The organism is Streptomyces sp. NPDC023573 (assembly GCF_055559735.1).
In genome coordinates, this window is the sequence record NZ_JBVHKB010000001.1 from 1,197,099 (window position 1) to 1,220,788 (window position 23,690).

Consider the following 23,690-nt stretch of genomic DNA (forward strand, 5'->3'; position numbering starts at 1 on the left):
CCGGTCGGGTTACGGCACGGGCAGGTCGACCAGGTCGACGAGGTCCGCGATCGAGTCGACGACCGTGGAGGGCCGGAAGGGGTAGCGGTCCATGTCGCTCTCCGTGGTCAGTCCGGTGAGGACCAGGAAGGTCTGCATCCCCGCCTCCAGACCGGCCAGCACGTCGGTGTCCATCCGGTCGCCGATCATGGCGGAGGTCTCGGAGTGGGCGCCGATGGCGTTGAGTCCGGTCCGCATCATCAGCGGGTTGGGCTTCCCCGCGAAGTACGGCGCCTTCCCGGTGGCCTTGGTGATCAGTGCGGCGACCGAGCCGGTCGCGGGCAGCGGGCCCTCGGCGGACGGGCCGGTCTCGTCCGGGTTGGTGCAGATGAAGCGCGCGCCGCCGTTGATCAGCCGGATCGCCTTGGTGAGGGCTTCGAAGGAGTAGGTCCGGGTCTCTCCGAGGACGACGTAATCGGGCTCGTGGTCGGTGAGGACGTAGCCGATGTCGTGCAGCGCGGTGGTGAGTCCGGCCTCGCCGATGACGTACGCCGTGCCGCGCGGCCGCTGGTCGTCCAGGAACTGGGCGGTGGCCAGGGCGGAGGTCCAGATGTTCTCCACGGGCACGTCCAGACCCATGCGCTTGAGGCGCGCGTGCAGGTCACGGGCGGTGTAGATGGAGTTGTTGGTGAGGACCAGGAACGGCAGCCCGGAGTCCCGCAGCCGCTTGATGAAGGCGTCGGCCCCGGGGATCGGTGTGCCCTCGTGGATGAGGACACCGTCCATGTCGGTCAGCCAGGATTCGATCGGCTTGCGCTCTGCCATGTGACGGGCTCCTGCCGTACGCGCTGTGCACCCGAGGTGCTGGACGCCGGCGGCACCGCGTTGTGCAGCGCCGACGCCCCGATCCTAGGCCGCACGCTGCGCCGGGCGGAACCGGCCGCACGCGAGCAGCCGACCTCGGCCGGCATCCGGTCCTCGGCGCACTCGCACGCGGGGAGCCCCAGGTCAGTCCCGTAGGCGGCGGATCCTGCGCGCGCCGGCCAGGGCGGCCACACCGCCGGCGAGCAGCACTCCGGCGGCGATTCCGGCTGCGGCGGCCTGGTCCTCCTGCCCGGTGGGGGCCAGTTCGGAGGTCTCCGTATCGCGCTCCTCACCGGTGTCCGTCCCGGGGCCGGTGGGCTCCAGGTCGGTCCCGCCGTCGAGGTCCCCCTCGACGATGTCGAAGGTGTAGTCCTCCGACTCCCCCACCCAGTCCCCGTCGTCACCGCGCCGCTCCCCCGCCGCCAGCCGCTGCACGACGGCCGCGTTGGCCGTGACCCGTCCGGGTTCGGTGTCCGAGGTGAAGGCCATCCGGACCTGGACGGTGACGGTGCCCCCCGCCGGCACGGTGAAGCCGGCGAAGTCGTCGTCCTCGCCGCCGCCGAAGACCCCGATCTGCTCGTGCCGTTCCGTGGTCTCCCAGGAGACGCGGTGCCGCGTGTCCGGGTCGGACTCCTCGGCGAACTCCAGCTGGATGCGGGCCGGGGTGAGCGTGCGGTCCTCGTCGGTGAGCACCAGCACCGGGTGGATGGCCCGGCAGGGCTCGGCCGTGGTGTTGGTGAGGTCGAGGTGCCAGATGCCGTAACCGCCGCCGGAGGCGTAGGTGTCCGGGCCGCCGTGGATGCGGGTCTCGATCGGGAAGCGCTCGGCGTCCGGCTCACCGCAGACGGGCTGCCGGTCGCCGGCGACGACCGAGGTGGGGGCCGGCGGTGCCGCCTCCGCCTGGGTTCCGCCGAGGAGGACGGCGGGTACGGCGAATCCGGCCGCAAGACCGAACGTCCCGAGGGTGGAGAAGACACGGCCGTCGCGCGGCCGTGCTGGGGGTCTGGGGGGCATGGGAGAACACCCTTCGCTGCTCGCGAACGACCGGCGCGGGGAGGCCGGCTGCCGTGGACGACGCTGCCACGCGCGCGCGTGGGCGGCCACCGCCGACCGGGCGACACCGCCCTTACGGGCGTCGGAAACCGCCCGATCAGCCCTGCCAGGACCGCTCTTCGGCCTCACCCGCCCGGCCGAAGAGCGGGGCGAGGACCAGCTGGGCCGCTCCCTCGGCGACGGGGCGGTCCCCGCCGCCGGCCACGGTGACGGGGACGGCGGTGGTGACGCCTTCACGCCGGGCACGCTCCTCGACGACGGCGCGGACCCCGCTCAGATAGGCGTCCTCGTCGGCGGCGACGGTACGGCCGCCGAGGACGATCCGGTCGATGTCGAGCAGCCCGACGAGGTTGGCCGCGCCCGCGCCGAGGACCCTGGCGGCCTCCGCGATGTCACCCCGGGCGGCGGCGGCCAGGCAGAGCGCCTCGATGCAGCCGCGTCCGCCGCAGCCGCACGGGGGGCCGTCCAGCTGGAGGGTCTGGTGGCCGAACTCTCCGGCGCCGGTACGGGCCCCGCGGTGCAGGGCCCCGCCGAGGACGAGTCCGGCGCCGAGGCCGGTGCCCAGGTGGAGGTAGGCGAAGTCGGCGTCGGCGCGTGCACGCAGGGCGAGGCCGAGGGCGGCGGCGTTGGTGTCCTTGTCGAGGACGACGGGCAGCCCGGTGTGCTCCGCGAGGGCGTCGCGCAGCGGGTAGCCGTCCCACCGGGGGAAGCCGGTGACCCGGTGCAGCACTCCGCCCCTGTGGTCCAGGGGGCCCGGCAGGGCGGCGCCCACGCCGAAGATCTGGTCCTCCTCGGCCCCGGGGGCCGCTGCCCGTACCGTCTGCACCGCGTGGGCGGCCGTGGTGAGGACCTCGGCGGCCGGGGCTCCGAGGTCGAGCGGGAAGGTGCGGGTGGCGACCGTGGTGCCGGCGAGGTCGGCCAGGACGGCGGTGAGTTCGTCGCGGTCCAGGTGGAGGCCGACGGCGTATCCGGCGTCCGGGACCAGGCGCAGGACGGTGCGGGGTTTGCCGCCCGTGGAGGCGAGCCGGCCGGCTTCGGCGGCGAGGCCCTCCGCACGGAGCCTGGCGGTGATCTTGCTGACGGCCTGCGGGGTGAGCCCGGTGCGCTCGGCGAGCTCCAGCCGGCTGATGCCCTGCTCACCGGCGACGCGCAGCAGGTCGAGGACGAGCGACGCGTTGTGGTGGCGCAGCGCCGGCAGATTCGCTCCGCCGCTCCTGCTGTTGCTCCTGTTCACCGCCCCATTGTCTCCATCGCTTGCACTTTGGCAACAGCGTTGCTTAAGTGGATCGCATGACTGCCAACGCTCCTCTCCGCGTCGGGCTCGTCGGCTACGGCCTGGCGGGTTCCGTCTTCCACGCCCCGCTGGTCGCCGCGACCGAGGGCCTCGTCCTCGACACGGTCGTCACGTCGAACGAGGAGCGGCAGGCGCAGGCCCGCGCCGAGTTCCCCGATGTGAGGTTCGCGGTCTCGCCCGACGAGCTGTGGCCGCGCGCGGACGAGCTGGACCTGATCGTGATCGCCTCGCCGAACAAGACGCACGTCCCGCTCGCGCGGGCGGCGCTGGAGGCGGGGCTGCCGGTGGTCGTGGACAAGCCGCTCGCCGGCACGGCCGCCGAGGCCCGTGAGCTGGCCGCGCTGGCCGGGGAGCGGGGGCTGATGCTCTCGGTCTTCCAGAACCGGCGCTGGGACAACGACTTCCTCACCCTGACCGGTCTGATCGAGGAGGGCGAGCTCGGTGAGGTGCAGCGCTTCGAGTCCCGTTTCGAGCGGTGGCGTCCGCAGCTGAAGGGCGGCTGGCGCGAGTCGGGCGACCCGGACGAGATCGGCGGGCTGCTCTACGACCTGGGCAGCCATGTCGTCGACCAGGCGCTCACCCTGTTCGGGCCGGCGGTGCAGGTGTACGCGGAGTCCGACGTGCGACGCCCGGGCGCGGCGGCCGACGACGACACCTTCATCGCGATCACGCACCGCGACGGGGTGCGCTCGCACCTCTACATGAGCGCCACCACGGCCCAGCTCGGCCCCCGTTTCCGGGTGCTCGGCTCGAAGGCGGGCTATGTGAAGTACGGCCTGGACCCGCAGGAGGCCGCGCTGCGTGAGGGCGCGCGTCCGGCGGCCGGGGTGCCGTGGGGCGAGGAGCCGGCGGAGCTGTGGGGCCGGATCGGTTCCGGCGAGTCCCCGCTGACCGGCGGCGGCGACCCGGTCCGCACGCTGCCGGGCGACTATCCCGCGTACTACGCCGCCGTGACCTCGGCCCTGCGCGGCGAGGGTGAGAACCCGGTGACGGCTCTGCAGGCCGCCGCCGCACTGGACGTCCTGGAGGCGGCACGGCGCTCGGCCCGTGAGGGCGTGTCCGTGACGCTTCTGCCCCACCATGAAGAGGAGCAGCACGCATGAGCCCTACCGCTCCGACCATCTCCGAGCTGATCGCGCAGGAGCGGCGTCTGACGCTGCCGCGCTTCGGCTACGACGACGCGTACGCGCTGGGCGGCCTGCTGGTCGCGCTGGCCCGTGAGCGGCACGCCCCGGTCGCGATCGACATCCGGCGGGGCGGCCAGCAGCTGTTCCACGCCGCGCTGCCGGGTTCGAGCGCGGACAACGACGCCTGGATCGACCGTAAGCGGAAGGTGGTGGAGCGGTACGGGGAGAGCTCCTACCTGGTCGGTACGCGGTTCCGGGCGAAGGGCACCACGTTCGAGGAGTCCTCGCGGCTGGACCCGGACGCGTACGCCGCGCACGGCGGCTCGTTCCCGATCGCGGTGGAGGGGGCCGGCGTGATCGGCTCGGTCACGGTGTCGGGACTGCCGCAGGCCGAGGACCACGCGCTGGTCGTGGAGGCACTGGAGCAGTTCACGACGCGTCCGCGGGCCTGACGGCGGGGCGGGGCGGGCCCCCGGGGATCGCCCGGCGGCCCGCCCCCTCCGTCACACGTCTACGCGTCCTTGAGCTCCTGGCGCTGGCGGCCCAGTCCCTCGACCTCCAGCTCCACCACGTCTCCCGCACGGAGGTACGGCTTGGGCTCGGGCCGGCCCATGGCGACGCCCGCCGGGGTCCCGGTGTTGATGACGTCGCCCGGGTAGAGCGTCATGAAGTGGCTGAGATAGCGCACGACCTCGCCGACCGGGAAGATCTGCTCGGCCGTGGTCCCGTCCTGCTTCAGCTCCCCGTTGACCCACAGCCTGAGCGGCAGTGCCTGCGGGTCGGGCACCTCGTCCGCCGTGACGAGCCAGGGGCCCAGCGGGTTGAAGGTCTCGCAGTTCTTGCCCTTGTCCCAGGTACCGCCGCGCTCGATCTGGAACTCGCGCTCGGAGACGTCGTGCGAGGTCGCGTATCCGGCGACGTGTCCCAGCGCCTCCTCGGCGGAGCCGAGGTAGCGGGCGGTGCGGCCGATCACGACGGCGAGCTCGACCTCCCAGTCGGTCTTGCGGCTCCCGCGCGGCACCAGCACCGTGTCCTCGGGGCCCACGACGGTGTCGGGGGCCTTGAAGAACAGGATCGGCTCCTCCGGGATCGCCGCCCCGGTCTCGGCGGCGTGGTCGTGGTAGTTCAGCCCGATGCACACGATCTTCCCGATCCGCCCGAGAGGCGGCCCGATCCGCAGGCCTTCCGCGTCGAGCGGGGGCAGGACGTCGGGCGTCTGCGCCGCTTCCCGTACGCGTGTCAGTGCGGAGGCGTCGGCGAGGAGCTCGCCGTCGATGTCGGTGACGAGGCCCGAAAGGTCACGCAAAGTCCCGTTCCGGTCAAGCAGCGCAGGGCGTTCGGAGCCCGCCGTACCCACTCGAAGAAGCTTCAACGGTCCATCTCTCCTTGGTCGCGATCGAGCCCGTCGGTGGGTTGCGGCCAGCGAAAGGCTCGGTCGATCCTCCAAGACATCGGATCACTCCGCAAGACCCTGTTCACACACTGGACCCGACGCGCCTACACGGCGGGCGCGACCGCGGCCTCGGTGGCCGGAGTCTCCCGGTAGAGGTAGGCGCGCTCGATCGCGGTCCAGGTGGTGCTCGTGACGATGTACAGAGCGGCGGCGAGCGGCACGTAGGCGACGGAGACGAGGGTCAGGAAGGACATCAGCGGCATGACCTTCGTCATCGCGCCCATGCCGGGCACGGGCTGTCCGTCCGGGCCGGTGGCCGGTGTCATCGGGTTGGCGGCCATCTGCCGCTTGGTGCGTCCGTAGTTGAAGGTGGCGACGGCGGCGACGATCACGAAGAGCGCGAGGTAGACCATCCCCTGCTGGCCGAAGGGGCCGCCGTCGGCCAGCGCGTCGTGCCAGCGCTCACCGAGCGGGGCTCCGAAGAGTTCGTGACCGAGCAGCGAGTTGGGGTCGCCGCCGATTTTCTGGCTGGAGAAGAGGTGGTAGAGCAGGAAGAAGGCGGGCATCTGGAGCAGGCTCGGGAGGCAGCCGGAGAGCGGTGAGACCTTCTCCTTGGCGTGGAGCTCCATGAGCGCCTTCTGCATCCGGTCGGGGTTCTTGGCGTGCTTCTTGCGGAGTTCGGCGATCTGCGGCTGGAGCTTGGTGCGGGCCTTCTGCCCGCGCGCCGCCGCCCGGGAGAGGGGGTGGACGGCGAGCCGTACGAGCGCGGTGAAGAGGACGATCGCGGCGGCGGTGGAGGCGCCTTGGAAGAGGGGCTGGAGCAGATCGGCGAATGCGCCGACCAGGCTCGCGAATGCGGACATGAACGCGGACATGGGTGAGCCCTCCGGGGGTCTCGTCGTGCCGGGGAGTGAATGACTCGGCAGGACGACCCGCGCAGGGGTGGTGGGAGTGTGCCCTCTACGCGGCCGTCAGGAGGGCGGCCCCGGGCGCTCGGGGCCTGGTGCGTCCCCGGGCGTCGGGGTCACGCTGCGGGAGGAACGCGGTGCGCTTCTCCCGGTCGCGCATGGCGGTGCGCACTCTCGTACGGGGTACGGGAGCGGCGCAGCGCGCGCTGATGACGGAGCAGACGAGGAGCGCCGAGCCGGCGGCCGCGGTGGCGGCGAGCGCGACGGCGGCGGAGAGGCTGCCGCCCTCGGCGAGGAGGACCTCGGTGAGGAAGAGGACGAGGAAGGCGGCGGGGCGCAGGAGGCGGGCGACCGCACGGCGCACACGGTTCATGTCGTCGTTCATCGGCCCTCCCCTGTCGCTTCGCGCTCGTACGTATCCTTCAGCCGTTATACACGATCGGCGGCCGGCGGCCGAGGGAGCGGTGCTGCCGCCCGCCGCCTCGGCGGCGGGTCTCCTCCCCTGCGGGAGCGGGCCCCCGGGTGTTCTCCCCGGCGTCCTCGGGCCTTCATCCAGCACTCCGGCCCGCACCCTCTCGCCTCGCACCCGACCCGCAGTACCGTGTGGTCCATGCGCCCCGACACGCCTGCCGACCACATCGCCGAAGCCGAGCGCCTGCTGCGCACCGCGGCGCAGTATCCCGAGGACCACGAACCGCTGTTCCTCCAGGCCGCGGCCCATCTGGAGCTCGCCGGAGACCGTGCCCGCGCGAGCACCCTCTACGACGACCTGCTCGGCTCCACCGAGACCACCATCGATCACCCGCATCTGGTCAAAGCGCTCAAAGCGGCCAACCTGTGGGAGTACGGCCACGAGGCGGAGGCACGCGCGATCATCGACGGCATCCGCGCCGCCGGTCCGCTCGACGCGGCACCGTGGGAGATCGCCGCGGAGACCCTCGAAGCGCACGACGAGCTGGAGGCGGCCCACGACTTCTTCTCGACCGCCCTGACGCTGCTCCTCGCGCCGGGCGAGGAAGTCCCCTACGCCACCCAGTCGCTGGTGACCGGGCGGCACCGGGTGCGCAGGCTGATGGGCGTCGCCCACGACGCGTGGGACGAGCTGGCCGACGCACTGCACACGGCCGCCGTCCCCCTCGACGAGCTGCACGACCCGAAGCGGCTGTGGTCCCTGGGCTCCTCGGACCCGGGCGAGCTGCAGGCGGAGATCAACCGGCTCCGCGCCGAGCTGGGCACCTACCGCAGCGCACTGTCCCGCCCGTTCCCCGTCGCGGTGCTGCACTGGCCCGAGGGCGAGCTGCGGGAGCTCCTGACGGCCTACCCGGAGCTGGCCCAGGAGTACCTCTCGCACCAGGACCACCTGGCACGCCTGGAGGCGGCGCTGCGGGATCTGCATGCCGCGGGCACGCCGAATCTCGGCATCGTGACGGGCACGGTCCCCTCCTACGAGGCGTTCGCCGCGTCGGAGGCCGCGTCCCCGTCCGACCCCGACCTGCTCCCCCAGTACGCCACGACGCTCGCGGCCCGTGGCCGCGCCGTCCCGTGGCCCCCTGCGCGGAGCGCGGCGTGCTGGTGCGGTTCGGAGCGTTCGTACCGCGAGTGCCACGGGGCGGGCTGAGGAAGAAAGCCCTTCTCCTTCGGGAGCCGGGAGCCGGGAGCCCCGCTCACTTCCCCGCGAACACGTCCCGCAGCTCCTTGTCGAGCTTCTCGGCGGCCTCGTCGGTGTCGGGCCGCTCAGAGGCCAGCAGCGCGTGCACATGGGACTGGAGGACCTGGGTGAACGCGCCGTAGTAAGGGGTGCGCGGCCGCTGCACCGCGTCGGCCAGCGCCTCGCCGAGGATCCGGATGTACATGGCTCGCTGCTGCGGCCCCTGTCCCTTCCGGGCCCTCTCCCCTGTGGCAGCCGCCTTCGGCGCGTCCCCCGCGGGCCGGAGCGCGGCGGCGACCCGGGCCCAGCAGGGCTCCGCGGTGTTGCCGTAGACGGAGGCCCGGGTCGCCGCGAAGCCGGCGTCGAGCAGGCAGCGTTCGCTCTCCCGCGAGGTGAGGAAGGTGATGAGCTCGCGGGCGCTCTCGGCGCGGGGCGAGTCGGCGGTGACGGCGAGGTTCTGCCCGCCGAGCACGGCCTTCCCCGGCAGCCGGTTCACGGCGTAGTCCTTCGGGGGCATCAGGCTCCCCAGGGCCCCGTAGGCGTAGGGCCAGTGGCGCAGGAAGACCGCGCGTCCCTCGGCGAAGTCGGTGAGGGACGCCGTCTCGTCGGAGGTGAGCGCGGCGGGCTGGACACGGCCGCGGTCGACGCGGTCGAGGAGCATGTCGAGCCCCTTCTTCAGCCTGCCGGCGTCCGAGCTGTACGTCCCTTCGCTGTCGGTGAGTTCGACGTCCGCGTCGGCGAACGCCTCGACGGTGTTGACAGTCAGACCCTCGTACTGCTTCAACTGCGTGGTCCAGCCGGCGCGTTCGTCACGGCGGACCGGGTTCAGCCCGAGGGTCTTGACGGAGGAGTAGAGCTGGTCCCACGACCAGTTGGCATTGGGCTGCTTGTCCGTCTTGATGTCGGCCTCCGTCAGGAGGTCGGGCCGGTAGTAGAGCAGCCCCACGTCGGTGTTGAACGGCCGGGCGTACGAACGGCCCTTCCAGACGGTGGTGGCGTGGACCTCCGGGATGAAGTCCTGGTCGGCGGCGGCCCCGGATTCCCCGGCGGGCATCGGGCGGATGAGTCCGGCTTCGGCGAACTCCGGAATCCAGGTGATGTCGAGGTTCACCACGTCGTAGCGGGCGCTGCCGGACTGGAGGGCGCCGAGGAGCTGGCTGCGCTGCTGGTCGGCGCCGCCGGGCAGCTCGACGAGCTTGGCCTGCTCGGCCTTCGACCCGGCGTGGCGGCGGTTCCACTCCTCTATGAGCTGCTGCCGTACGCTGCCGGACCCGGTGACGTCCAGCCCGCTGGCGACGACGATCGGACCCTGGGCCGGCTTCCCCCGGCCGTCCTGCGGCGTCCCTCCGGGCTCGCCCGTGCAGGCGGCGGAGACAAGCGCGAGCAGGCAGGCGAGGGCGACGGCCGCTCTGCCCCTCCGGTGGCTGGTGCGCCGGTCGCCGTGGGTCATTCCGCGTCCCCCGTACCGGTCTTGGCGACCTCCGCCGCCAGTTCCGCCGCGATGTCGTCGGCGGGGTCGAGGCAGCGGCCACCGCTCGCGTCCGCGAGCCGCTCGCCGAACCGGCCGGGTCCGCAGGCGCCGGCCTGGAGCGAGACCGTCACGATCCTGACCAGCGGGGTCTTCCCCGCCTCCGTGACCAGCCGCTGCTGTTCCTTCTCCTCCACGGCCTCGAAGTCCTCGCCGTCGGTGACCAGGACGAGCAGCCGGGGCCGCTCCTCCTCGGGGAACTCCCGCAGGGTGCCGAGCGCCTCGCGCACGCCCGCCGCGATGCGGGCGTCGAAGGCGGCGGTTCCCGCGTCCGCGACGGTCTTCTGCGCGTCAGCCCTGGGGGGCGACCCGAAGGGCACGCGGTCCGTGGCCCGTTTCCCCTCGGCGACAGCCGCCAGCCACACCCCGTACGAGTCCCCGGCGCCCAGAGAGCTCATCGAACGGACCACCAGCTCCTTGGCCCCGCCGGTGCCGTCCCAGACCCGTTTGTCGGCCATCGAGGTCGAGTTGTCGAGGAGATACAGCACCCGCCCCGGCCCGAGCGCCCCCCGGTAGCTGTCGAGGGTGTCGGTCAGCGACGCGGAGACGTCGGCTACCGGGCCGGTCTGGGGGATCTGTTCGCGTACGGCCGACGTGTTGTCCTCGTTGGCCAGCACCGAGTCGTGTGGCGGCGGGGCCGGGGCGCCCTTCGCCACGCCCCGGAAACCGTCGTCGGTGAAGCACTTCTGGGCGTCCTCGTCCGTGGCCAGCCAGGTGTAGAAGTCCTTCACGGCGTCCTCGCGGGCGGCGGCGTCCCGGTCGGCCCCGGCCCAGGTGACCCGGATGAAGGGGAGGTCCAGCATCGGCACGTCGGAGGGGTAGTGGGCCACCCGGTGCGCCAGTGCCTCGGTCGCGCAGGAGGGCCGGCCCTGTTCGCCCGCCGACAGGTTGAACTGCGCCAGGGTCTGCTCCGGCACGAGGACGGCCGCCCGGTCCTCCAGGTCGTTGTGGGCACCGTCAGCCAGTACGCACATCAGTTCCCGCGCGGTGGAGGGCATGGGCCGCAGCACCTGGGACATCCTCTGTTCGAGCGTGCCCACGCCCTCGGAGGCGGCGTAGAGCGCGTCGGTAGCCAGCAGGGCCCCCTCGGTGTCCTCGGGGTCGGGACGCAGGATCTCGACCGTCTGGTCCTCCTTGAGCCCGGAGACGATCGCGCCGAGCGGATCGTCGGTCTGCAGGGACTGCGCCAGACGCATGGTGTCCGGCACGCCGAGGACCATCGGTGTGTAGGCGATGGAGCCCAGCCGGTCGAGGCCCACCACGCTCTTCCCGGCGTCGGCCGAGGGCTCGTCGCCGTCGTTCCCGGTGGCCGTCGCGGTGGAGGACGTGCCGCCGCCCGCCCCGTCGGCCGTCGCCCGCTGCCACGCGCTGTCGGCGGCCGGGATCCAGATGTCCGGCTGGGCGCCCACATCCCGCTGCGGCCGCGGGCAGTCGCCGGAGGACGGGCAGGTGGCGGGGGGTTCCTGCCAGAGCGAGGAGGACCGGAGGGCGGCCACGGCGTCGGTGGCCTTGGCGTCGTACACGTTGATGCCGACGGTCCGGCAGCCGTCGCCGTCCCGCTTGGAGTAGACGTCGGCGGCCTTCTGCACGCTGGCCTTCAGATCGGGGTCGGCGAGCACGCGCAGTTCCAGGGGCGACGGGCACGGGCCGCCGGAGATCCCGCCCAGGAAGTACCACGCACCGGCCCCGGCGAAGGCGACGACGCCCGCCAGGACCACCGCTGCCGTACGCGTCACACGGCTGAGCACACCGGGAAGCCGGCGGCGCGGGGGGCGCGGCGGCTGCTTCGGGCGCCGCGGCTTCTTCTCCTCGTGCGGGGGCTTCGGATCCAACGGGTCGGGGTCCGAGGTCACCGGGGGTTCCGCGTCCGTCGCGAAGGCGAGCACGACGTCGTCGCCGTGGCGGAGCTCGTCCGGGATCCAGGGGTGTCCGTCGACGGCCTTGAAGGGCTCCATCGCCTCACGGATCCCCGCGACGATCCGCGTGAAGGTGACCGGCTCACCCTTGCCGGTGGTCAGCAGCCGGTGGAGGGCCGCCGTGAACTCCGTACCGGTGCGGGGATCGCCGGGCGGAACCTCCACGCCGGGCTCGGCGGCGGTGAGCAGGGCGAAGTTCTGCCCCACGGCCGGCTGGAAGGCACGGAGGGCGTTACCGGCGAAGCAGCAGTCGAGGATGACGACGACCCAGTCGGCGTGGGAGTTCCGCAGGACGCCCATGACCTCGTTGTCCCAGGACAGGGTGGTGACGAAGGGGTGGTGCCGGTCCCTGGTCACCTCCGAGTCGGTGAACATCAGGTTGAGGTCGCTGCCGTCGGGGCGCACGATGCCGTGCCCGGCGAAGTAGACCACCAGCAGCCCGGTGACCTCCTTGCGGGCAGCGGCGAGCGCGGTGCGCACGCTGTTCGGATCGACGGTGGTGTCCGGGCCGCCACCGTCCGGTGGGACCACGACGAGATCCTCCGGGGCGAGCACGCCGGTGCGTTCGTCGGTCAGGGCCTCGCGCATGAGGCGGAGGTTCGTGGTGACGGACGGCAGGTCGTTCCGGGCACCCCTGTAGTGCTCCACCCCGATGAGCACGGCCCTGTGACGCTTGGCTCCGTTCTCCTCGCCGCGCGCGTCGTACGGCGGCACGGCCCGCTAGTCCTCTCCGGGCTCGTCGCCACCGTGCGTTCGGTCCGGGCCGCCGTCACCGTCACGAGCGGCATCCTCGTCGGTGTCGCGTCTCAGGTCGGACCCGGCGCCCTCGGGCGGCCCGTCCAGCGTGACGCGCGGCCTCTCCTCGGGGTCGGCGAACCGGCGCCGGTTGCGCAGCCAGGTCTCCACGGACCGCCAGGCGTTCTCGGCCACCGAGCGCGCCACCTCGACGGAGACGACCAGGATGATGTCCTGGATCAGCTCCCCGCCCATCGCCTCGGTCTGCTTGAGCGAGGCCTTGCGGGCCAGGGTGACCTCGTCCCGCTCCAGCGCGTCCTCGAGGACCGGCGCGTTCTGCAACCAGGTGCTCAGGGCTTCGAGATCGTCGCGCCGGGTGTGCGTCCCGCTGAGGCTGATCCGTAACTCGACGCTCTCCTGCCCCTGTTCCCGCACGCCCGTGTCCGCCCCGTCCGCCATGCCTGCCCCCATCGACCCCGCCGCTCTCGCCCCGCAAGGGACCGGTCACTGAACACCGAAGTATTTCACGCGAGTTGACAGGAGGCACCCCTTTGTTCCGCTCCGTCTGGAGCTTGCGCGCGAGATCGTGGCGCGCGCACCGGCGACCTGTTCGCCCTCCGGCAGCCGCCGAGGAGAAGTAGGGGCCGGCAGAGGCCTGGTCACCCCTCGTCGTCAGGGACCTCGTCGTCAGAAACCTCGTCGTCAGGGAGCGCTTCGGCGGAGGATCCGTGGTCGGGGGTCCCGCCCTCGGTGTCCGCCTCGGGGATCGCCTGCTCCGACCAGACGGTCTTGCCCTCGGCCGCGTAACGGGTGCCCCACAGCGAGGCCAGCTGGGAAATGATGAAGAGGCCCCGCCCGCCCTCGTCGACCGCTCCGGCGTACTTCATGTACGGGGCGGTGGTGCTGCCGTCCCGGATCTCGCAGGTCAGCCCCCGGTCCAGGATGAGGCGCAGCTCCACCGGCGGGCGGCCGTAGCGCACGGCGTTGGTCACCAGTTCGCTGACGATCAGCTCGGTCGCGTCACCGGTGTCGCCGTCGACGTGCCAGCCGGCCAGCGCCTTCGACGCGAGGCGGCGTGCGGTGGCCGGGGCCGTCTTGTCGTACGGGAGCTCCCAGGCGGCGTACCGGTCCTCGGGCATCGCGTGCGTGCGGGCCAGGAGCACGGCCGAGCCGTGGAGGGCGGCGGCGTCGGGCAGGGCGTAGGAGACCGCGTCGCACAGTTCCCGCAGCGGCCGGTCCGGCGGTGAGAGCGCCTGGACCAGCAGGCCCGTACGGGGGTGGGCGTGGTCCTGCAGCGCGTTGCTGTGGAGCGCGATCAGGCTGCCCTCCGGCACCGGGAACGTGGCCGCGGCCACGGGCTCACGGTTCTGCGAGCCGAGTGGCGGCCCCTTGGGGACGGTGGCCTCCGTGAGGGCGCCCTTCGCGCCGATGACGAGGGGAGCGCAGTGCCCGGCGGAGGCCACGGTGCACGTCTCGGTGAACGGGTCGTACACCACGTACGTGCACGACGCGGTCAGTGGCTCACGGTGCAGCGGGTCACTCTGCGGCAGGTCGGCGCGTTCCCGTGCCAGCCGGTCCGCGGTGTCGTAGAGGCGCGCCAGCAGCTCGTCGGGTTCCAGGTCGAGTGCGGCGAGGGCGTGGACGACCGTGCGCAGCTGCCCCATGGCGGTGGCCGCGTGGATGCCCCGCTCGGCCACTTCCCCGATGACGAGCGCGGTGCGGGCCCCGGGCAGCGCGATCGTGTCGAACCAGCTGCCCGCGCCCCCGCCGGGCAGCAGCAGGTGGTCCGTCTCGACGGCGGGCTGGGGGGACGGGTGCTGGGGCAGCAGCTGACGCTGCAGGGCGCTGGCGATGGTGTACTCGTGCACGTAGCGGCGGGCGTTGTCGATACCGAGGGCGACGCGGGACGCCATGGCGGCCGTCACGGGGATGTCCTCCTCGGTGAAGGCCTCGGAGTCGCCGCAGCGGTAGAGGCTCACCATCCCGAGGACGGCCCCGCGCAGGGTCAGCGGCGCCAGCAGGAGTGTATGGGCGTGCTGCTCCCGGATGGAGCGCGCCCGCGCGGGGTCGGCGTCGGCCCAGGGCGCGTCCTCGACCGGGACGACGCGGGCCCGCAGGTCGGACAGGGCGCGCTGGAACGGCGTCCCCAGGGCCACGGCCCGCACGTCGCCGATCGGGTAGGCGGGCTCGTCGCCGCCTCCGAACGCGGCCCGCCGCAGCGGCACGTCGCGGCCGAGCGGCCCGGGCTGCGGGGTCTCGCCGCGCAGGACCGCGTCGACGACCTCGACGACGCCGATGTCGGCGTAACCGGGGACCAGCGCGTCGACGAGGTCCTGGCAGGTGGCCTCGACGTCCAGCGTGCGGCCCACACTGTCGCGGACCGCGTCGAGCGCCGCGTCCCGGGCCTGACGCCTCGCCTGTTCGGTGACGTCGGCCACGGAGACGGAGACCCCCAGGACGGCGCCGTGGCCGCCCGGCCGCGCCCCGTGCCCCTCCTGTAGCCGGAACGCCGTCACGGAGAGGGTCCGCCGCCCGCCGGGCACGTCACCGGGGCGGGCACGGAAGTGGTGCGCGACGCCGGGCACGCCGGTGCGCAGGACCTCCCGTACGAACGCCTCGACCCGCTCCGGTTCCTCGAAGGCGCACACATCGCGGAACGGCAGGCCGCGCAGCCGCTCGGTCTCGTCGGTGTCGGGGTCCGGGGAGTGGTCACTGATCCGCAAAAGGCGGAGGTCGGGGTCCAGCACATGGACGCGTACGTGTGCCTGGGTGAACAGCACGTCCAGCAGCGCCTGCCCGACGGCCCCGGGACCGGGGCTCGTGTCGGCGGTCCGGACGGCCCAGCCCCCGCCCGCGAGCGGCTCCAGCCGCAGCCCCGTACGCGCCTGGCCGCCCCCGCCCGCGCCCAGGGGGTCGCGCGCACCTCGGGTGTCGCCCGCGTCGCCCGTCCCGCCCGCGTCGCCTGCCAGTACGTCCATGACGTACATGCCCAGCGCGTCGGCGGTCGTGGCACCGAAGCGCCGCTCGGCCGCCCGGCTCCACCCGGTGACCACTCCGGCGCCGTCCACGACCATCAGGGGCGCATCAGCCATGGATCCAGCTCCTTCGCCCCCCGCACGGGCCCGGGACAGGGCCTCCTCACACGTGGACACGTACCGAACCAGCATCGGGCCCGCTTCTGCCGACCGCTACCTGAGCGGGCGGACAGCAGGACAACCGGGCCTTGTACCACATCATTGCCCCTCAGGACGGAATATGCCCCTATCTGCGCAATCTACTGACATCCAGGTCACCCCTACGCCACACTCTGGCTCCCGAACAACGACAGAGCGGACAGGAGACCGGATGACAGGCTCGGCCGATCCGCCCGGTGCCGACGGCCGGGTCACTCGTACGTCCCCGGGGCCCGGCACCGCGCCGCCTCCGCCCGCGCCGGGCCGAGGTCCCCGTCCCGTGCGGTACGTGTACGACGAGATCCTCCGTACGCTCGCCCCACCGGTACGAAAGACCCTGGTCAGGGTTCTGGCTGTGCCGCTCGTCCTCCTTCTGGTGCCGGCCACCCACCCTTGGTCGTATCTGCCGTCCGACGACGGCGGCGAATCCCCCTACAGCGCGGGCGCGCCCGAGTCCTCCGCCTCGGACCCGGCGGGCGGCGGCGGTGCGCAGGAGCCCCCTCCGACCGGGACACCGGCCACCTCCTCGGCGCCGACCGCGTCCGCCGAGGAGGCAGCCCAGGCCGGCGCGCTGGACGGGATCGTGGAGAAGTCGGCCGGCTACCGGACGAGTGTGCGAACGGCTGTCGACGACGCCTCTGCGTGCGGCGCGACGCAAGGCCTCGAACAGGATGCCTCCACCCTCCGCGGCGCGGCCGAGGCGCGGAGCGCACTCGCTTCCGACGTGAACGCCCTGACACTCGACCAGGTCACTCGGGGACTCGACCTGAAGGTCCTTCTCCAGGAGGCGCTTCGGCTCTCGGCCACCGTGGACAACCACTTCGCCGACTGGGCCACGGCTCTCGACGACGGCTCGTGTTCCGCTTCCTCCGTCACCGACCAGGCCGACTACCTCCTGGCCACGGGCGAGGCGAACGAGGCCGCCGCGACAGCGAAGCAGGACTTCGTGGACGCCTGGAACCCGGTCGCGGAGACGTACGCGCTGCGTTCGTGGCGTGCCGACCAGTTCTGAGCCCTACCGCCGTGAACCGGCGAGAACTCCCGGGGGACCGACATGAGCACTGACCGCACCACGTCTTCCGCACCACCGCCCGGCCCTGGCCGCACCGACCCCGCGCCCCCGGCCCCGTCACCGGCGCCGGGGTGCCAGGACGGGGCCTCCTCCGCGCAGTCCGAGGTGACCAGGCTGCTGTCCGTCGGCGCCCATGTGGACCGGGAGTTCGCCGACCGGGTGATCGAGGAGCTGTTCGACAACCGCCACCGCCTCGCCGCTCCCGCCTACGGCTACGACGCGGCGACCGTGCTGGGCCACGCGCTCGCCGCCCGTCGGCTGCGGCGCGTCCGGACGGCCGTGTCCACCGCGGCGGCTCTCCAGTGGCTCCTCGTCGGGGTGCTCGCCGTCGTGGCGGGACCGCTCGGTGTGACGGCCTTCTGGGTGTGCACCGTCGTGGGTCTGTGGGCGGCCTGGGCGGCACGCCTCGTCGGCGAGATCGTCACCCGGCAGATCACCACGGTCCATCTCAGGCCTGCCACGCGGTCGGACGCCGGATACGGTTTCGACGGCGAGCCGCCGCTGAGCACCGCGAGCGACGCCGAGGTCTACGACGAGATCCGGCAGGAGCAGGACGGAAGCTCCGGCATCGTCCACTACGGCGGGTACATGCCGTTCGTCGGCGCGGGGCACGCGCTGCGTACCTGGTCCTTCGCCGTGCTGCTGGACGGAGCGCCGCAAGGCCCTCTCCACCCCACCGGGCCGCCCCGCCCGGACTCCGGCCCCGCCCCCTTCACCGGTCCGGAGCTGACGGCCTACGTACAGGAGCGGCTCACCACACACCTGCTGACGGAGGTCCCGCACCCGGACCAGCGGCTGGACGGCCTGGAGGTCACTCGCCGTCTCTACGCACGCGCCGACGGCCCGCACCCGCCCGCACCCGGGGAGGACGGCGGCCCCCGGCCGGGCGGCCCGTCCACGCGGGAGTCGTCCGAGCACTACGACGCGGCACGCGAGTTCCTCGTCGTCCGGGTCGGTTCCTGGTCGGAGGAGCTCGTCCTCACCGTCTTCCTCAACTTCGATCTCAAGGGCAGGGTCCTGCACACCCAGTTGCACGCCTACGAGCTCCTGCCGGTGAAGGCGGCCTACCACGCTCCGGACCGGCTGCCGCGCGGAGTGAACAGCCGGGTGCTGCGGGCCCTGGCCCTCGAGGCGCTGCTCGGCGGCATGGGCGCGGTCGCCGCCGCACCCCGGGCCCTGCGCTCCCGCCGGGCGGCCGCGCGCCGGAGCACCGGCCCCGTGCCACTACCGGATCCCGACGCCGACGCCGGTGACCTGCCGTACACCGACTGGGGTGCGCGGCACAGCGTGCGCCAGCTGGGGGCGAGCTCGGGCTATCACCACTACTTCCAGCGGATGGACAGCACCAAGTACTTCAAGGTCGTGGAACGCCGGACGCTGGAGGTCATCCTCGACTTCCTCGATCTGAAGCACGTGGACACCACCGAATTCCGGGCCCGGCAGTCGGAGGTGCTGAACGTCGGCATCCTGCAGACCGGCAGCGGCACGATCGTCAACCGCGGCACCACCGCCGTCGGTTCCGACGCGTCCGTCTCGGTCTCCGGCAGCGGGTGACGGCGGGCCACCAGGCCTCCCGATCACCGGACCACCCGATCACCGGACCACCAGGACATCCGCGTCCCACACGTCGACCACGCGAGAAGAGAAGAGAGACATGAGCGGCGAACAGAACATCGGCATCTACCAGGCCGGAAGCGGAAAGATCGACAACTCGGGCACGACAGTGGCCGGTTCGGGAGCCAGGGTGTCCGTCACCACCGGCGGTCCGGCCACCGCGCCGGACGGGACGACCCCTCAGGAGGCGCTCGCCGCGCTGCGCGAACTGCTCGCCGTACACGGCGGGGAACTCCCCGACGCCGACCGCGCACGGGCACGCGGCGAGCTGGAGGAGGTGGCGGACGAACTCGCCGCCGACGAGCCGGACCGGGGCCGCCTCGCCGGCGCACTGGACCGGCTGGGCAGCGCACTCGGATCCGTCGCCGGCCTGGCGGCCGCCGCGGAAGCCCTGAAGCAGGCCGTCACCGGGCTCCTCTCGTGATCATCGGACCTCACGACGGGGCCGTACCGGGAGAGGGCGGGCACTGATGCCGAACGAGTTCGGGCAACTGCGGAAGGCCGTCCGCAGGCGGGACCTGATCAGGTACGGCAGCCTCGGTCTGCTGTCCGTCGCCCTTGCCGCCTGCGGCGGGAAGAAGGGGGAGGACGACGGCGCCTCGGGCGCCCGGGGACGGGCCGGCGGTTCCAGCAGGCCGACCGTCGCCGGGGCCGCCGTCCAGGCCTTCGTACAGGGCGCGTGGAACCTCACCTACAGCCCACAGGGAGAGGTCAACGACGAGTATCGGCGGATCGAGATCACGGGCCGCGCCTGGGACCTCGACGGGGGTGACCTGGTCGGCTCCTTCACACTCACCGGCGACGAACTCCAGCTCACCATCGACAACATGAGCACGGACAACGTCTGGGCTGCCACCGGCATGCCGGGCACGGTCGGCGACGACGCCTCGCTCACCCTGCAGTGGGGTCACGACGCGGAGTCCGGCCTCAGCGACGGAGAGCCGGTGGACACCACACCGTTCCCCCTCCCCGTGGCGTGGGACGGCACCACGCTCAAGATCCGGACCGTCGACGGTGTACTGATCACCGCGGTGCGCGCCTGACCTCCCGTAACGGTGCCGGTGAGCCCTCGGCGGTCACCCGTTGGATCAGCGTGCCGACGCCGTGGGCCGGCTGCGGTCCGAAGGCGGCGGTGTGGCGGGCGTCCGTCCGGACGTGCCCCGCAGGAAGACGGCCGAGAACACCCCGGCCCCGGCCATGGCCACCGCCGCACCGACCGCCGCGATGCCCAGCCCGTGGGTGAAGGCCTCACGCGCTGCCGACAGCACGGTGTCCGCCGCCGCGGCCGGCAGCTCGGCCGCGACCGCGGCGGCGCCGCCCAGGGTTTCGCGCACCACGTCGGCGTGGGCCGTCCCGGCGGGCAGGGCGTCGGCCATGTCCCGGCTGTAGACCGCGGCGCCGATGGAGCCGAGGATCGCCATGCCGAGGGCTCCGCCCAGCTCCTGGCCCGACTCCAGGACGGCCGCCGCCGATCCGGCGCGCTCGGGCGGGGCGGCGCCCAGGGCGAGCTCGTTGGCGAGGGTCATGGAGGCGACCAGACCGCCCGCGTAGACGGACGCGCCGGCGAGCGCGAACCACAGGGGCGAGTCCGTACGCAGCTGGGACAGCCAGAGGAATCCGCAGGCGGCGACGAGGAAGCCGCCTCCCATCACATAGGCGCGGTCGGTCCGCTGGGCGAGCGCGGCCCCGGTCGGCGCCATGACGGCGACGCCCGCGGCGGGCACCAGGCTCCACAGCGCGGCGGTGAGCGGGCTCAGGCCGAGCACGGACTGCAGGTACTGCGTGACGAAGACGGCCATACCCACCGTGGCGAACATCGCGAGCAGGTTGGCGACCACCGGCCCGCCGAAGGCACGCCGTCCGAGCAGGCCGAGATCGATCAGGGGGTGGGCGACGCGCTTCTGACGGCGTACGAAGACGAGGCCGAGCACCAGCCCGGCGGCGATGCAGAGCGCGGGCAGCGGTTCGTAACCGTGCCGGGCCCACTCCTTGATGCCGTAGATGACCGCGAGCAGGGCACCGAGCGAGAGGACGGCGCCGAGCAGGTCGAACCGTCCGCGGGCGGTGGTGGCGGTCTCCGGCACCAGGATGGGCACCAGCACGAGCAGCAGCGCCATGGCGGGCAGGTTGATGATGAACACCGAACCCCACCAGAAGTGTTCGAGCAGCAGCCCGCTGACCACGGGCCCCAGCGAGATACCGGTGGTCATGACGCCCGTCCATACGGTCACCGCCTGCCCGCGCTGCTTCGCGTCGTGGAAGAGGTTGCGGATCAGGGCGAGGGTGGAGGGCATCAGGGCCGCACCGCCGATCCCCAGCAACGCGCGTACGCCGATGAGCACTTCGGCGGAGTGCGCGTACGCGGCGGCGAGCGAGGCCGCGCCGAAGACAGCGGCTCCGGCGAGGACCAGCGTGCGCCGCCCGATGCGGTCGCCGAGGGCGCCCATGACGATGAGCAGGCCGGCGAGCACGAAGCCGTACACGTCCAGGATCCACAACTGCTGGGTGGCGCTGGGCTCCAGGTCCTGGCTGATGGAGGGGATGGCGAAGTAGAGGACGGACACGTCCATCGAGACGAGGAGCAACGGCAGCATCAGGACGCCGAGGGCGGTCCATTCCTTGCGGCCCGCGCGGGGGCCGGGTGTGTTCTCCATGTGCAGCACGGAAGCGGGCCGCGACGTACACCGCAAACAGCTTCCTAGTGCACCGGCACGAACCCCCAGCTGACAGGGGTACGGGCGCCCCAGGTGCACTAGTACGGTGGTGCCATGACCACCGAACCGCCCTACCTCCGCATCGCCGGGGAGATCCGCCGCCGCATCGCCTCGGGCGAGCTCGGCCCGGGTGACGCGGTCCCCTCCACGCGTCGTATCACGCAGGAGTGGGGCGTCGCGATGGCCACGGCGACGAAGGCCCTCGGGGTGCTCGGCCAGGAGGGCCTGGTGCGGGCGGTGCCCGGCATCGGCACCGTGGTCGCGAAGAGCGGCCGGGAGCGCGCCATGCCGCCGGGCCGGCAGCTCAGCCGCGAACGCGTCATCCGTAAGGCGATCGCGCTCGCGGACGCGGAGGGCCTCCCCGCACTCTCGATGCGCCGCCTCGCGACGGAGTTCGGCACCTCCACGATGGCCCTGTACCGCCACGTCCCGAACAAGGGCGAGCTGGTCCGGCTGATGGCGGAGGCGGTGTTCGGCAGCGGCCCGGCCGGCCCCCGCCCGAAGGGCTGGCGCCCACTGCTGGAGTGGGAGGCGCGCTGGCTGTGGAGACAGTACGAGCGCCACCCCTGGCTGGCCCGCGCCATGGCCGGCCTCACCCGCCCGATGGCCTCCCCGAACGCGATGCAGTACACGGAGCGGGTCCTGACCGCCCTCAGGGGCATCGGCCTCACCCCGGAACAGATGCTGCACGTCCACCTCACGGTGCTCGGCTACGCCCAGGGCGTGGCGATGGCCGTGGAGCTGGAGTCCCAGGCACTCCAGGACAGCGGGATGACGGCGGACGAATGGATGGCGGCGACCGGGGAACGCATGGACGCGATCCAGACATCCACGGCCTACCCGGTGCTGGCCACGCTCTTCGACGAGGACGGCTTCGACCTGGACCTCGACACCCTCTTCGAGTTCGGCCTGGCACGGGTGCTGGACGGGGTGGAGGGGCTGGTGGCGGGGGCCGGTCGCGGGCCTGCCTCGAACCTGTAACAGCCACGGGACGAATTCATCGGGGAATTCCCCCATGTCGCACCTTTGCAATACGATCACATTCAACAACCAGCTCCGGGCCACTCCCCCCACGCAGGCCCCGTTCCGTCTGTGCGAGGAAGCCCATGCCGCCCTACCAGCCGTCGTCGGACTGGCAGTACGAGATCCCGACGAGCGGCAGCAAGCGGCTGCCGCCCGCCGCCCGTTATGTCGAGTCACTGACGCATCAGGGGTACGGCTTCGAGGCGGCGATAGCCGACCTCGTCGACAACTCCATCGACGCGGGTGCGCGCAACGTCGTCATCAGCTTTCTGCGCGACGAGGACCGCCTTGTCAGCCTCCTGGTCGTCGATGACGGGCGGGGCATGAACGACGAGACGCTCGACACCGCGATGACCGTGGGCGGGCGACAGGAGTACGGGGAGAACGCGCTCGGCCACTTCGGTGCCGGCCTCAAGGCCGCGTCCCTCTCGCACGCCGATTCGCTCACGGTGATCAGCCGCACCAAGCGCAGTCCGTCCACCGGCCGCCGGTGGCTGACGGCCCGCGCCCAGGCCGATTTCACCTGCGACATCGTGGACCCCGGTTACTGCCAGGACCTCGTCGACCGCTACGACGGCCTGATCGAGTGGCACGGCACCATCGTGCGCTGGGACAAGGTGCGCGCCTTCGACACGGTCACCGCCGGACAGGCCGACCGATATCTCGACGACGCGATCGAGAAGCTGGAGACCCACCTGGGGCTCCACCTGCACCGCTTCCTGGCCGATGACTCGTTCAACGTCGACATCGTGGTCGAGGACGTCGCGACCAAGGAGGAGCTGGACCACCGGGGCGTCGAACCGATCGACCCCTTCGGCTACCGCGTCCCCGGCCGGGCCGGATATCCGCGTACGTACACCGCTCCCGTCGCGGGCGTCGGTGACGTGGCGCTGACCGCTCACATCTGGCAGCCGAAGTCCCCGTTGGTCAGCTTCCGTGGGATCGGCCCGCTCGCCGAGCGGCAGGGCTTCTACATCTACCGCAACAACAGGCTTGTCCAGGCCGGTGGATGGAACAGCACACGCAGCGCCGAGGGCCACCTCGCGCTGGCCCGTGTCGCGATCGACCTGCCGGCCGGGGCGAACGATGTCTTCAGCCTCACGGTCAAGAAGGACGGCGTGACGGTGACCCCCGCATTCGCGCGTGGGCTCGAACAGGCGACGGACGCGTCGGGGCACACCTTCGGCGAGTACGTCCAGGAGGCACAGACGACGTACCGGGAAGCTGCCAAGCGAGTCACCGAAGTGACGCGCGACGCGGTCATCCCCGCCGGCAAAGGGCTGGACCCGAAGCTGCGACGGACGCTGCGTGACGAGCTGCCCGCGCTGGAGGGAGAGGAACCGATCACCTTCCGCTGGGCGTCCCTCGCGCCGGACCTGTTCTTCGAACTCGACCGCGACGTGCGTGAGATCAGGCTCAACAAGCTGTACAGAACAGCATTCAACGGCGGTCGCAGGGGCGGCCTCAACGATGCCCCGGTCGTGAAGAGCATGCTCTATCTGATGGTCGAGGAGATCTTCCAGAAGTCCCGGGTCCGTGCCACGCGCGCCGACAAGCTCGCCCTGTGGAACAGCGTCCTGGTGACAGCGGCACGCTGCGAAATGACTCGCTGACGCCCACGCCGCACTCCGCCCCTCCCCGAGAAAGTC

At 72.4% G+C, this 23,690-nt stretch carries 20 protein-coding genes; 9 read left to right on the top strand and 11 right to left on the bottom strand.

From position 1 onward, the window contains the following. Window positions 1-9: 9 nt before the first annotated feature. The 3 genes from ACZ32T_RS05395 to ACZ32T_RS05405 all read right to left on the bottom strand — a co-directional run bounded on the left by ACZ32T_RS05395 (window position 10) and on the right by ACZ32T_RS05405 (window position 3,130). Window positions 10-804, bottom strand: a complete 795-nt coding sequence (locus tag ACZ32T_RS05395; RefSeq protein WP_467263033.1) for an HAD-IIA family hydrolase — start codon at window positions 802-804, stop codon at window positions 10-12. Window positions 805-987: 183 nt separating this feature from the next. Further along, a complete protein-coding gene (locus tag ACZ32T_RS05400) occupies window positions 988-1,857 on the bottom strand; it encodes a hypothetical protein (protein ID WP_467365440.1) in 870 nt (289 codons plus the stop codon). A gap of 136 nt (window positions 1,858-1,993) precedes the next feature. Next, window positions 1,994-3,130 (bottom strand): ROK family transcriptional regulator, encoded by a 1,137-nt coding sequence (locus ACZ32T_RS05405; RefSeq protein WP_467365442.1) that lies wholly within the window; start codon window positions 3,128-3,130, stop codon window positions 1,994-1,996. A gap of 56 nt (window positions 3,131-3,186) precedes the next feature. Here ACZ32T_RS05405 and ACZ32T_RS05410 point away from each other — a divergent pair, with 56 nt between their 5' ends. Continuing rightward, window positions 3,187-4,293: a Gfo/Idh/MocA family oxidoreductase gene (locus tag ACZ32T_RS05410; RefSeq protein ID WP_467263039.1), complete on the top strand. Its 1,107-nt coding sequence runs from the start codon at window positions 3,187-3,189 to the stop codon at window positions 4,291-4,293. Next, window positions 4,290-4,769 carry a heme-degrading domain-containing protein gene (locus tag ACZ32T_RS05415; protein WP_467263042.1) on the top strand — a complete coding sequence of 160 codons (480 nt, stop codon included), beginning with the start codon at window positions 4,290-4,292 and terminating at the stop codon, window positions 4,767-4,769. The genes ACZ32T_RS05410 and ACZ32T_RS05415 overlap by 4 nt, the downstream gene beginning before the upstream one ends. Before the next feature lie 59 nt (window positions 4,770-4,828). Here ACZ32T_RS05415 and ACZ32T_RS05420 read toward each other — a convergent pair whose 3' ends face one another. From ACZ32T_RS05420 to ACZ32T_RS05430, 3 genes are all read right to left on the bottom strand, one after another. Continuing rightward, window positions 4,829-5,689, bottom strand: coding sequence for a fumarylacetoacetate hydrolase family protein (locus ACZ32T_RS05420; RefSeq protein WP_467263045.1), 861 nt, complete (start codon window positions 5,687-5,689; stop codon window positions 4,829-4,831). Window positions 5,690-5,814: 125 nt separating this feature from the next. Next, window positions 5,815-6,585, bottom strand: coding sequence for a YidC/Oxa1 family membrane protein insertase (locus tag ACZ32T_RS05425; RefSeq protein ID WP_467365444.1), 771 nt, complete (start codon window positions 6,583-6,585; stop codon window positions 5,815-5,817). An 85-nt stretch (window positions 6,586-6,670) separates the two neighbouring features. Further along, window positions 6,671-7,003: a DUF6412 domain-containing protein gene (locus tag ACZ32T_RS05430; RefSeq protein WP_356708434.1), complete on the bottom strand. Its 333-nt coding sequence runs from the start codon at window positions 7,001-7,003 to the stop codon at window positions 6,671-6,673. A gap of 225 nt (window positions 7,004-7,228) precedes the next feature. Here ACZ32T_RS05430 and ACZ32T_RS05435 point away from each other — a divergent pair, with 225 nt between their 5' ends. Beyond that, complete coding sequence (locus ACZ32T_RS05435; protein WP_467263048.1) at window positions 7,229-8,236, top strand: SEC-C domain-containing protein; 1,008 nt, start codon at window positions 7,229-7,231, stop codon at window positions 8,234-8,236. A 46-nt stretch (window positions 8,237-8,282) separates the two neighbouring features. Here ACZ32T_RS05435 and ACZ32T_RS05440 read toward each other — a convergent pair whose 3' ends face one another. From ACZ32T_RS05440 to ACZ32T_RS05455, 4 genes are all read right to left on the bottom strand, one after another. Continuing rightward, window positions 8,283-9,716 (bottom strand): extracellular solute-binding protein, encoded by a 1,434-nt coding sequence (locus ACZ32T_RS05440; RefSeq protein WP_467365446.1) that lies wholly within the window; start codon window positions 9,714-9,716, stop codon window positions 8,283-8,285. Next, window positions 9,713-12,424, bottom strand: coding sequence for a vWA domain-containing protein (locus ACZ32T_RS05445; protein ID WP_467365448.1), 2,712 nt, complete (start codon window positions 12,422-12,424; stop codon window positions 9,713-9,715). The genes ACZ32T_RS05440 and ACZ32T_RS05445 overlap by 4 nt, the downstream gene beginning before the upstream one ends. A gap of 6 nt (window positions 12,425-12,430) precedes the next feature. After that, complete coding sequence (locus ACZ32T_RS05450) at window positions 12,431-12,904, bottom strand: hypothetical protein (protein WP_467263055.1); 474 nt, start codon at window positions 12,902-12,904, stop codon at window positions 12,431-12,433. Between the two features lie 200 nt (window positions 12,905-13,104). Further along, on the bottom strand, window positions 13,105-15,537 hold the full coding sequence (locus tag ACZ32T_RS05455; protein WP_467365450.1) for a SpoIIE family protein phosphatase: 2,433 nt from the start codon (window positions 15,535-15,537) through the stop codon (window positions 13,105-13,107). Window positions 15,538-15,907: 370 nt separating this feature from the next. Here ACZ32T_RS05455 and ACZ32T_RS05460 point away from each other — a divergent pair, with 370 nt between their 5' ends. The 4 genes from ACZ32T_RS05460 to ACZ32T_RS05475 all read left to right on the top strand — a co-directional run bounded on the left by ACZ32T_RS05460 (window position 15,908) and on the right by ACZ32T_RS05475 (window position 19,347). Then, window positions 15,908-16,630, top strand: coding sequence for a hypothetical protein (locus tag ACZ32T_RS05460; protein WP_467365452.1), 723 nt, complete (start codon window positions 15,908-15,910; stop codon window positions 16,628-16,630). Window positions 16,631-16,672: 42 nt separating this feature from the next. After that, the gene (locus ACZ32T_RS05465) at window positions 16,673-18,244 is read left to right on the top strand and encodes a hypothetical protein (RefSeq protein WP_467365454.1); all 1,572 of its coding nucleotides are present in this window, start codon (window positions 16,673-16,675) and stop codon (window positions 18,242-18,244) included. A gap of 100 nt (window positions 18,245-18,344) precedes the next feature. Beyond that, on the top strand, window positions 18,345-18,728 hold the full coding sequence (locus tag ACZ32T_RS05470; RefSeq protein WP_467365456.1) for a DUF5955 family protein: 384 nt from the start codon (window positions 18,345-18,347) through the stop codon (window positions 18,726-18,728). Between the two features lie 46 nt (window positions 18,729-18,774). Continuing rightward, a complete protein-coding gene (locus ACZ32T_RS05475) occupies window positions 18,775-19,347 on the top strand; it encodes a hypothetical protein (RefSeq protein WP_467365458.1) in 573 nt (190 codons plus the stop codon). 45 nt (window positions 19,348-19,392) lie between these two features. Here the strand turns inward: ACZ32T_RS05475 and ACZ32T_RS05480 are convergent, their stop codons facing one another. Continuing rightward, window positions 19,393-20,958 (bottom strand): MFS transporter, encoded by a 1,566-nt coding sequence (locus tag ACZ32T_RS05480; RefSeq protein ID WP_467263066.1) that lies wholly within the window; start codon window positions 20,956-20,958, stop codon window positions 19,393-19,395. 114 nt (window positions 20,959-21,072) lie between these two features. On the opposite strand from ACZ32T_RS05480, the gene ACZ32T_RS05485 reads away from it, so the two are divergent. Further along, a complete protein-coding gene (locus tag ACZ32T_RS05485; protein WP_467365460.1) occupies window positions 21,073-21,999 on the top strand; it encodes a TetR/AcrR family transcriptional regulator C-terminal domain-containing protein in 927 nt (308 codons plus the stop codon). A 125-nt stretch (window positions 22,000-22,124) separates the two neighbouring features. Next, complete coding sequence (locus ACZ32T_RS05490; RefSeq protein ID WP_467365462.1) at window positions 22,125-23,654, top strand: ATP-binding protein; 1,530 nt, start codon at window positions 22,125-22,127, stop codon at window positions 23,652-23,654. Window positions 23,655-23,690 lie beyond the last annotated feature (36 nt).

Coding starts and splice junctions, on each gene's coding strand:
- ACZ32T_RS05470 (WP_467365456.1), top strand. CDS start 18,345: ATGAGCGGCGAACAGAACATCGGCATCTACCAGGCCGGAAGCGGAAAG.
- ACZ32T_RS05475 (WP_467365458.1), top strand. CDS start 18,775: ATGCCGAACGAGTTCGGGCAACTGCGGAAGGCCGTCCGCAGGCGGGAC.
- ACZ32T_RS05465 (WP_467365454.1), top strand. CDS start 16,673: ATGAGCACTGACCGCACCACGTCTTCCGCACCACCGCCCGGCCCTGGC.
- ACZ32T_RS05430 (WP_356708434.1), bottom strand. CDS start 7,003: ATGAACGACGACATGAACCGTGTGCGCCGTGCGGTCGCCCGCCTCCTG.
- ACZ32T_RS05395 (WP_467263033.1), bottom strand. CDS start 804: ATGGCAGAGCGCAAGCCGATCGAATCCTGGCTGACCGACATGGACGGT.
- ACZ32T_RS05425 (WP_467365444.1), bottom strand. CDS start 6,585: ATGTCCGCGTTCATGTCCGCATTCGCGAGCCTGGTCGGCGCATTCGCC.
- ACZ32T_RS05490 (WP_467365462.1), top strand. CDS start 22,125: ATGCCGCCCTACCAGCCGTCGTCGGACTGGCAGTACGAGATCCCGACG.
- ACZ32T_RS05455 (WP_467365450.1), bottom strand. CDS start 15,537: ATGGCTGATGCGCCCCTGATGGTCGTGGACGGCGCCGGAGTGGTCACC.
- ACZ32T_RS05480 (WP_467263066.1), bottom strand. CDS start 20,958: ATGGAGAACACACCCGGCCCCCGCGCGGGCCGCAAGGAATGGACCGCC.
- ACZ32T_RS05400 (WP_467365440.1), bottom strand. CDS start 1,857: ATGCCCCCCAGACCCCCAGCACGGCCGCGCGACGGCCGTGTCTTCTCC.
- ACZ32T_RS05435 (WP_467263048.1), top strand. CDS start 7,229: ATGCGCCCCGACACGCCTGCCGACCACATCGCCGAAGCCGAGCGCCTG.
- ACZ32T_RS05450 (WP_467263055.1), bottom strand. CDS start 12,904: ATGGCGGACGGGGCGGACACGGGCGTGCGGGAACAGGGGCAGGAGAGC.
- ACZ32T_RS05415 (WP_467263042.1), top strand. CDS start 4,290: ATGAGCCCTACCGCTCCGACCATCTCCGAGCTGATCGCGCAGGAGCGG.
- ACZ32T_RS05485 (WP_467365460.1), top strand. CDS start 21,073: ATGACCACCGAACCGCCCTACCTCCGCATCGCCGGGGAGATCCGCCGC.
- ACZ32T_RS05440 (WP_467365446.1), bottom strand. CDS start 9,716: ATGACCCACGGCGACCGGCGCACCAGCCACCGGAGGGGCAGAGCGGCC.
- ACZ32T_RS05410 (WP_467263039.1), top strand. CDS start 3,187: ATGACTGCCAACGCTCCTCTCCGCGTCGGGCTCGTCGGCTACGGCCTG.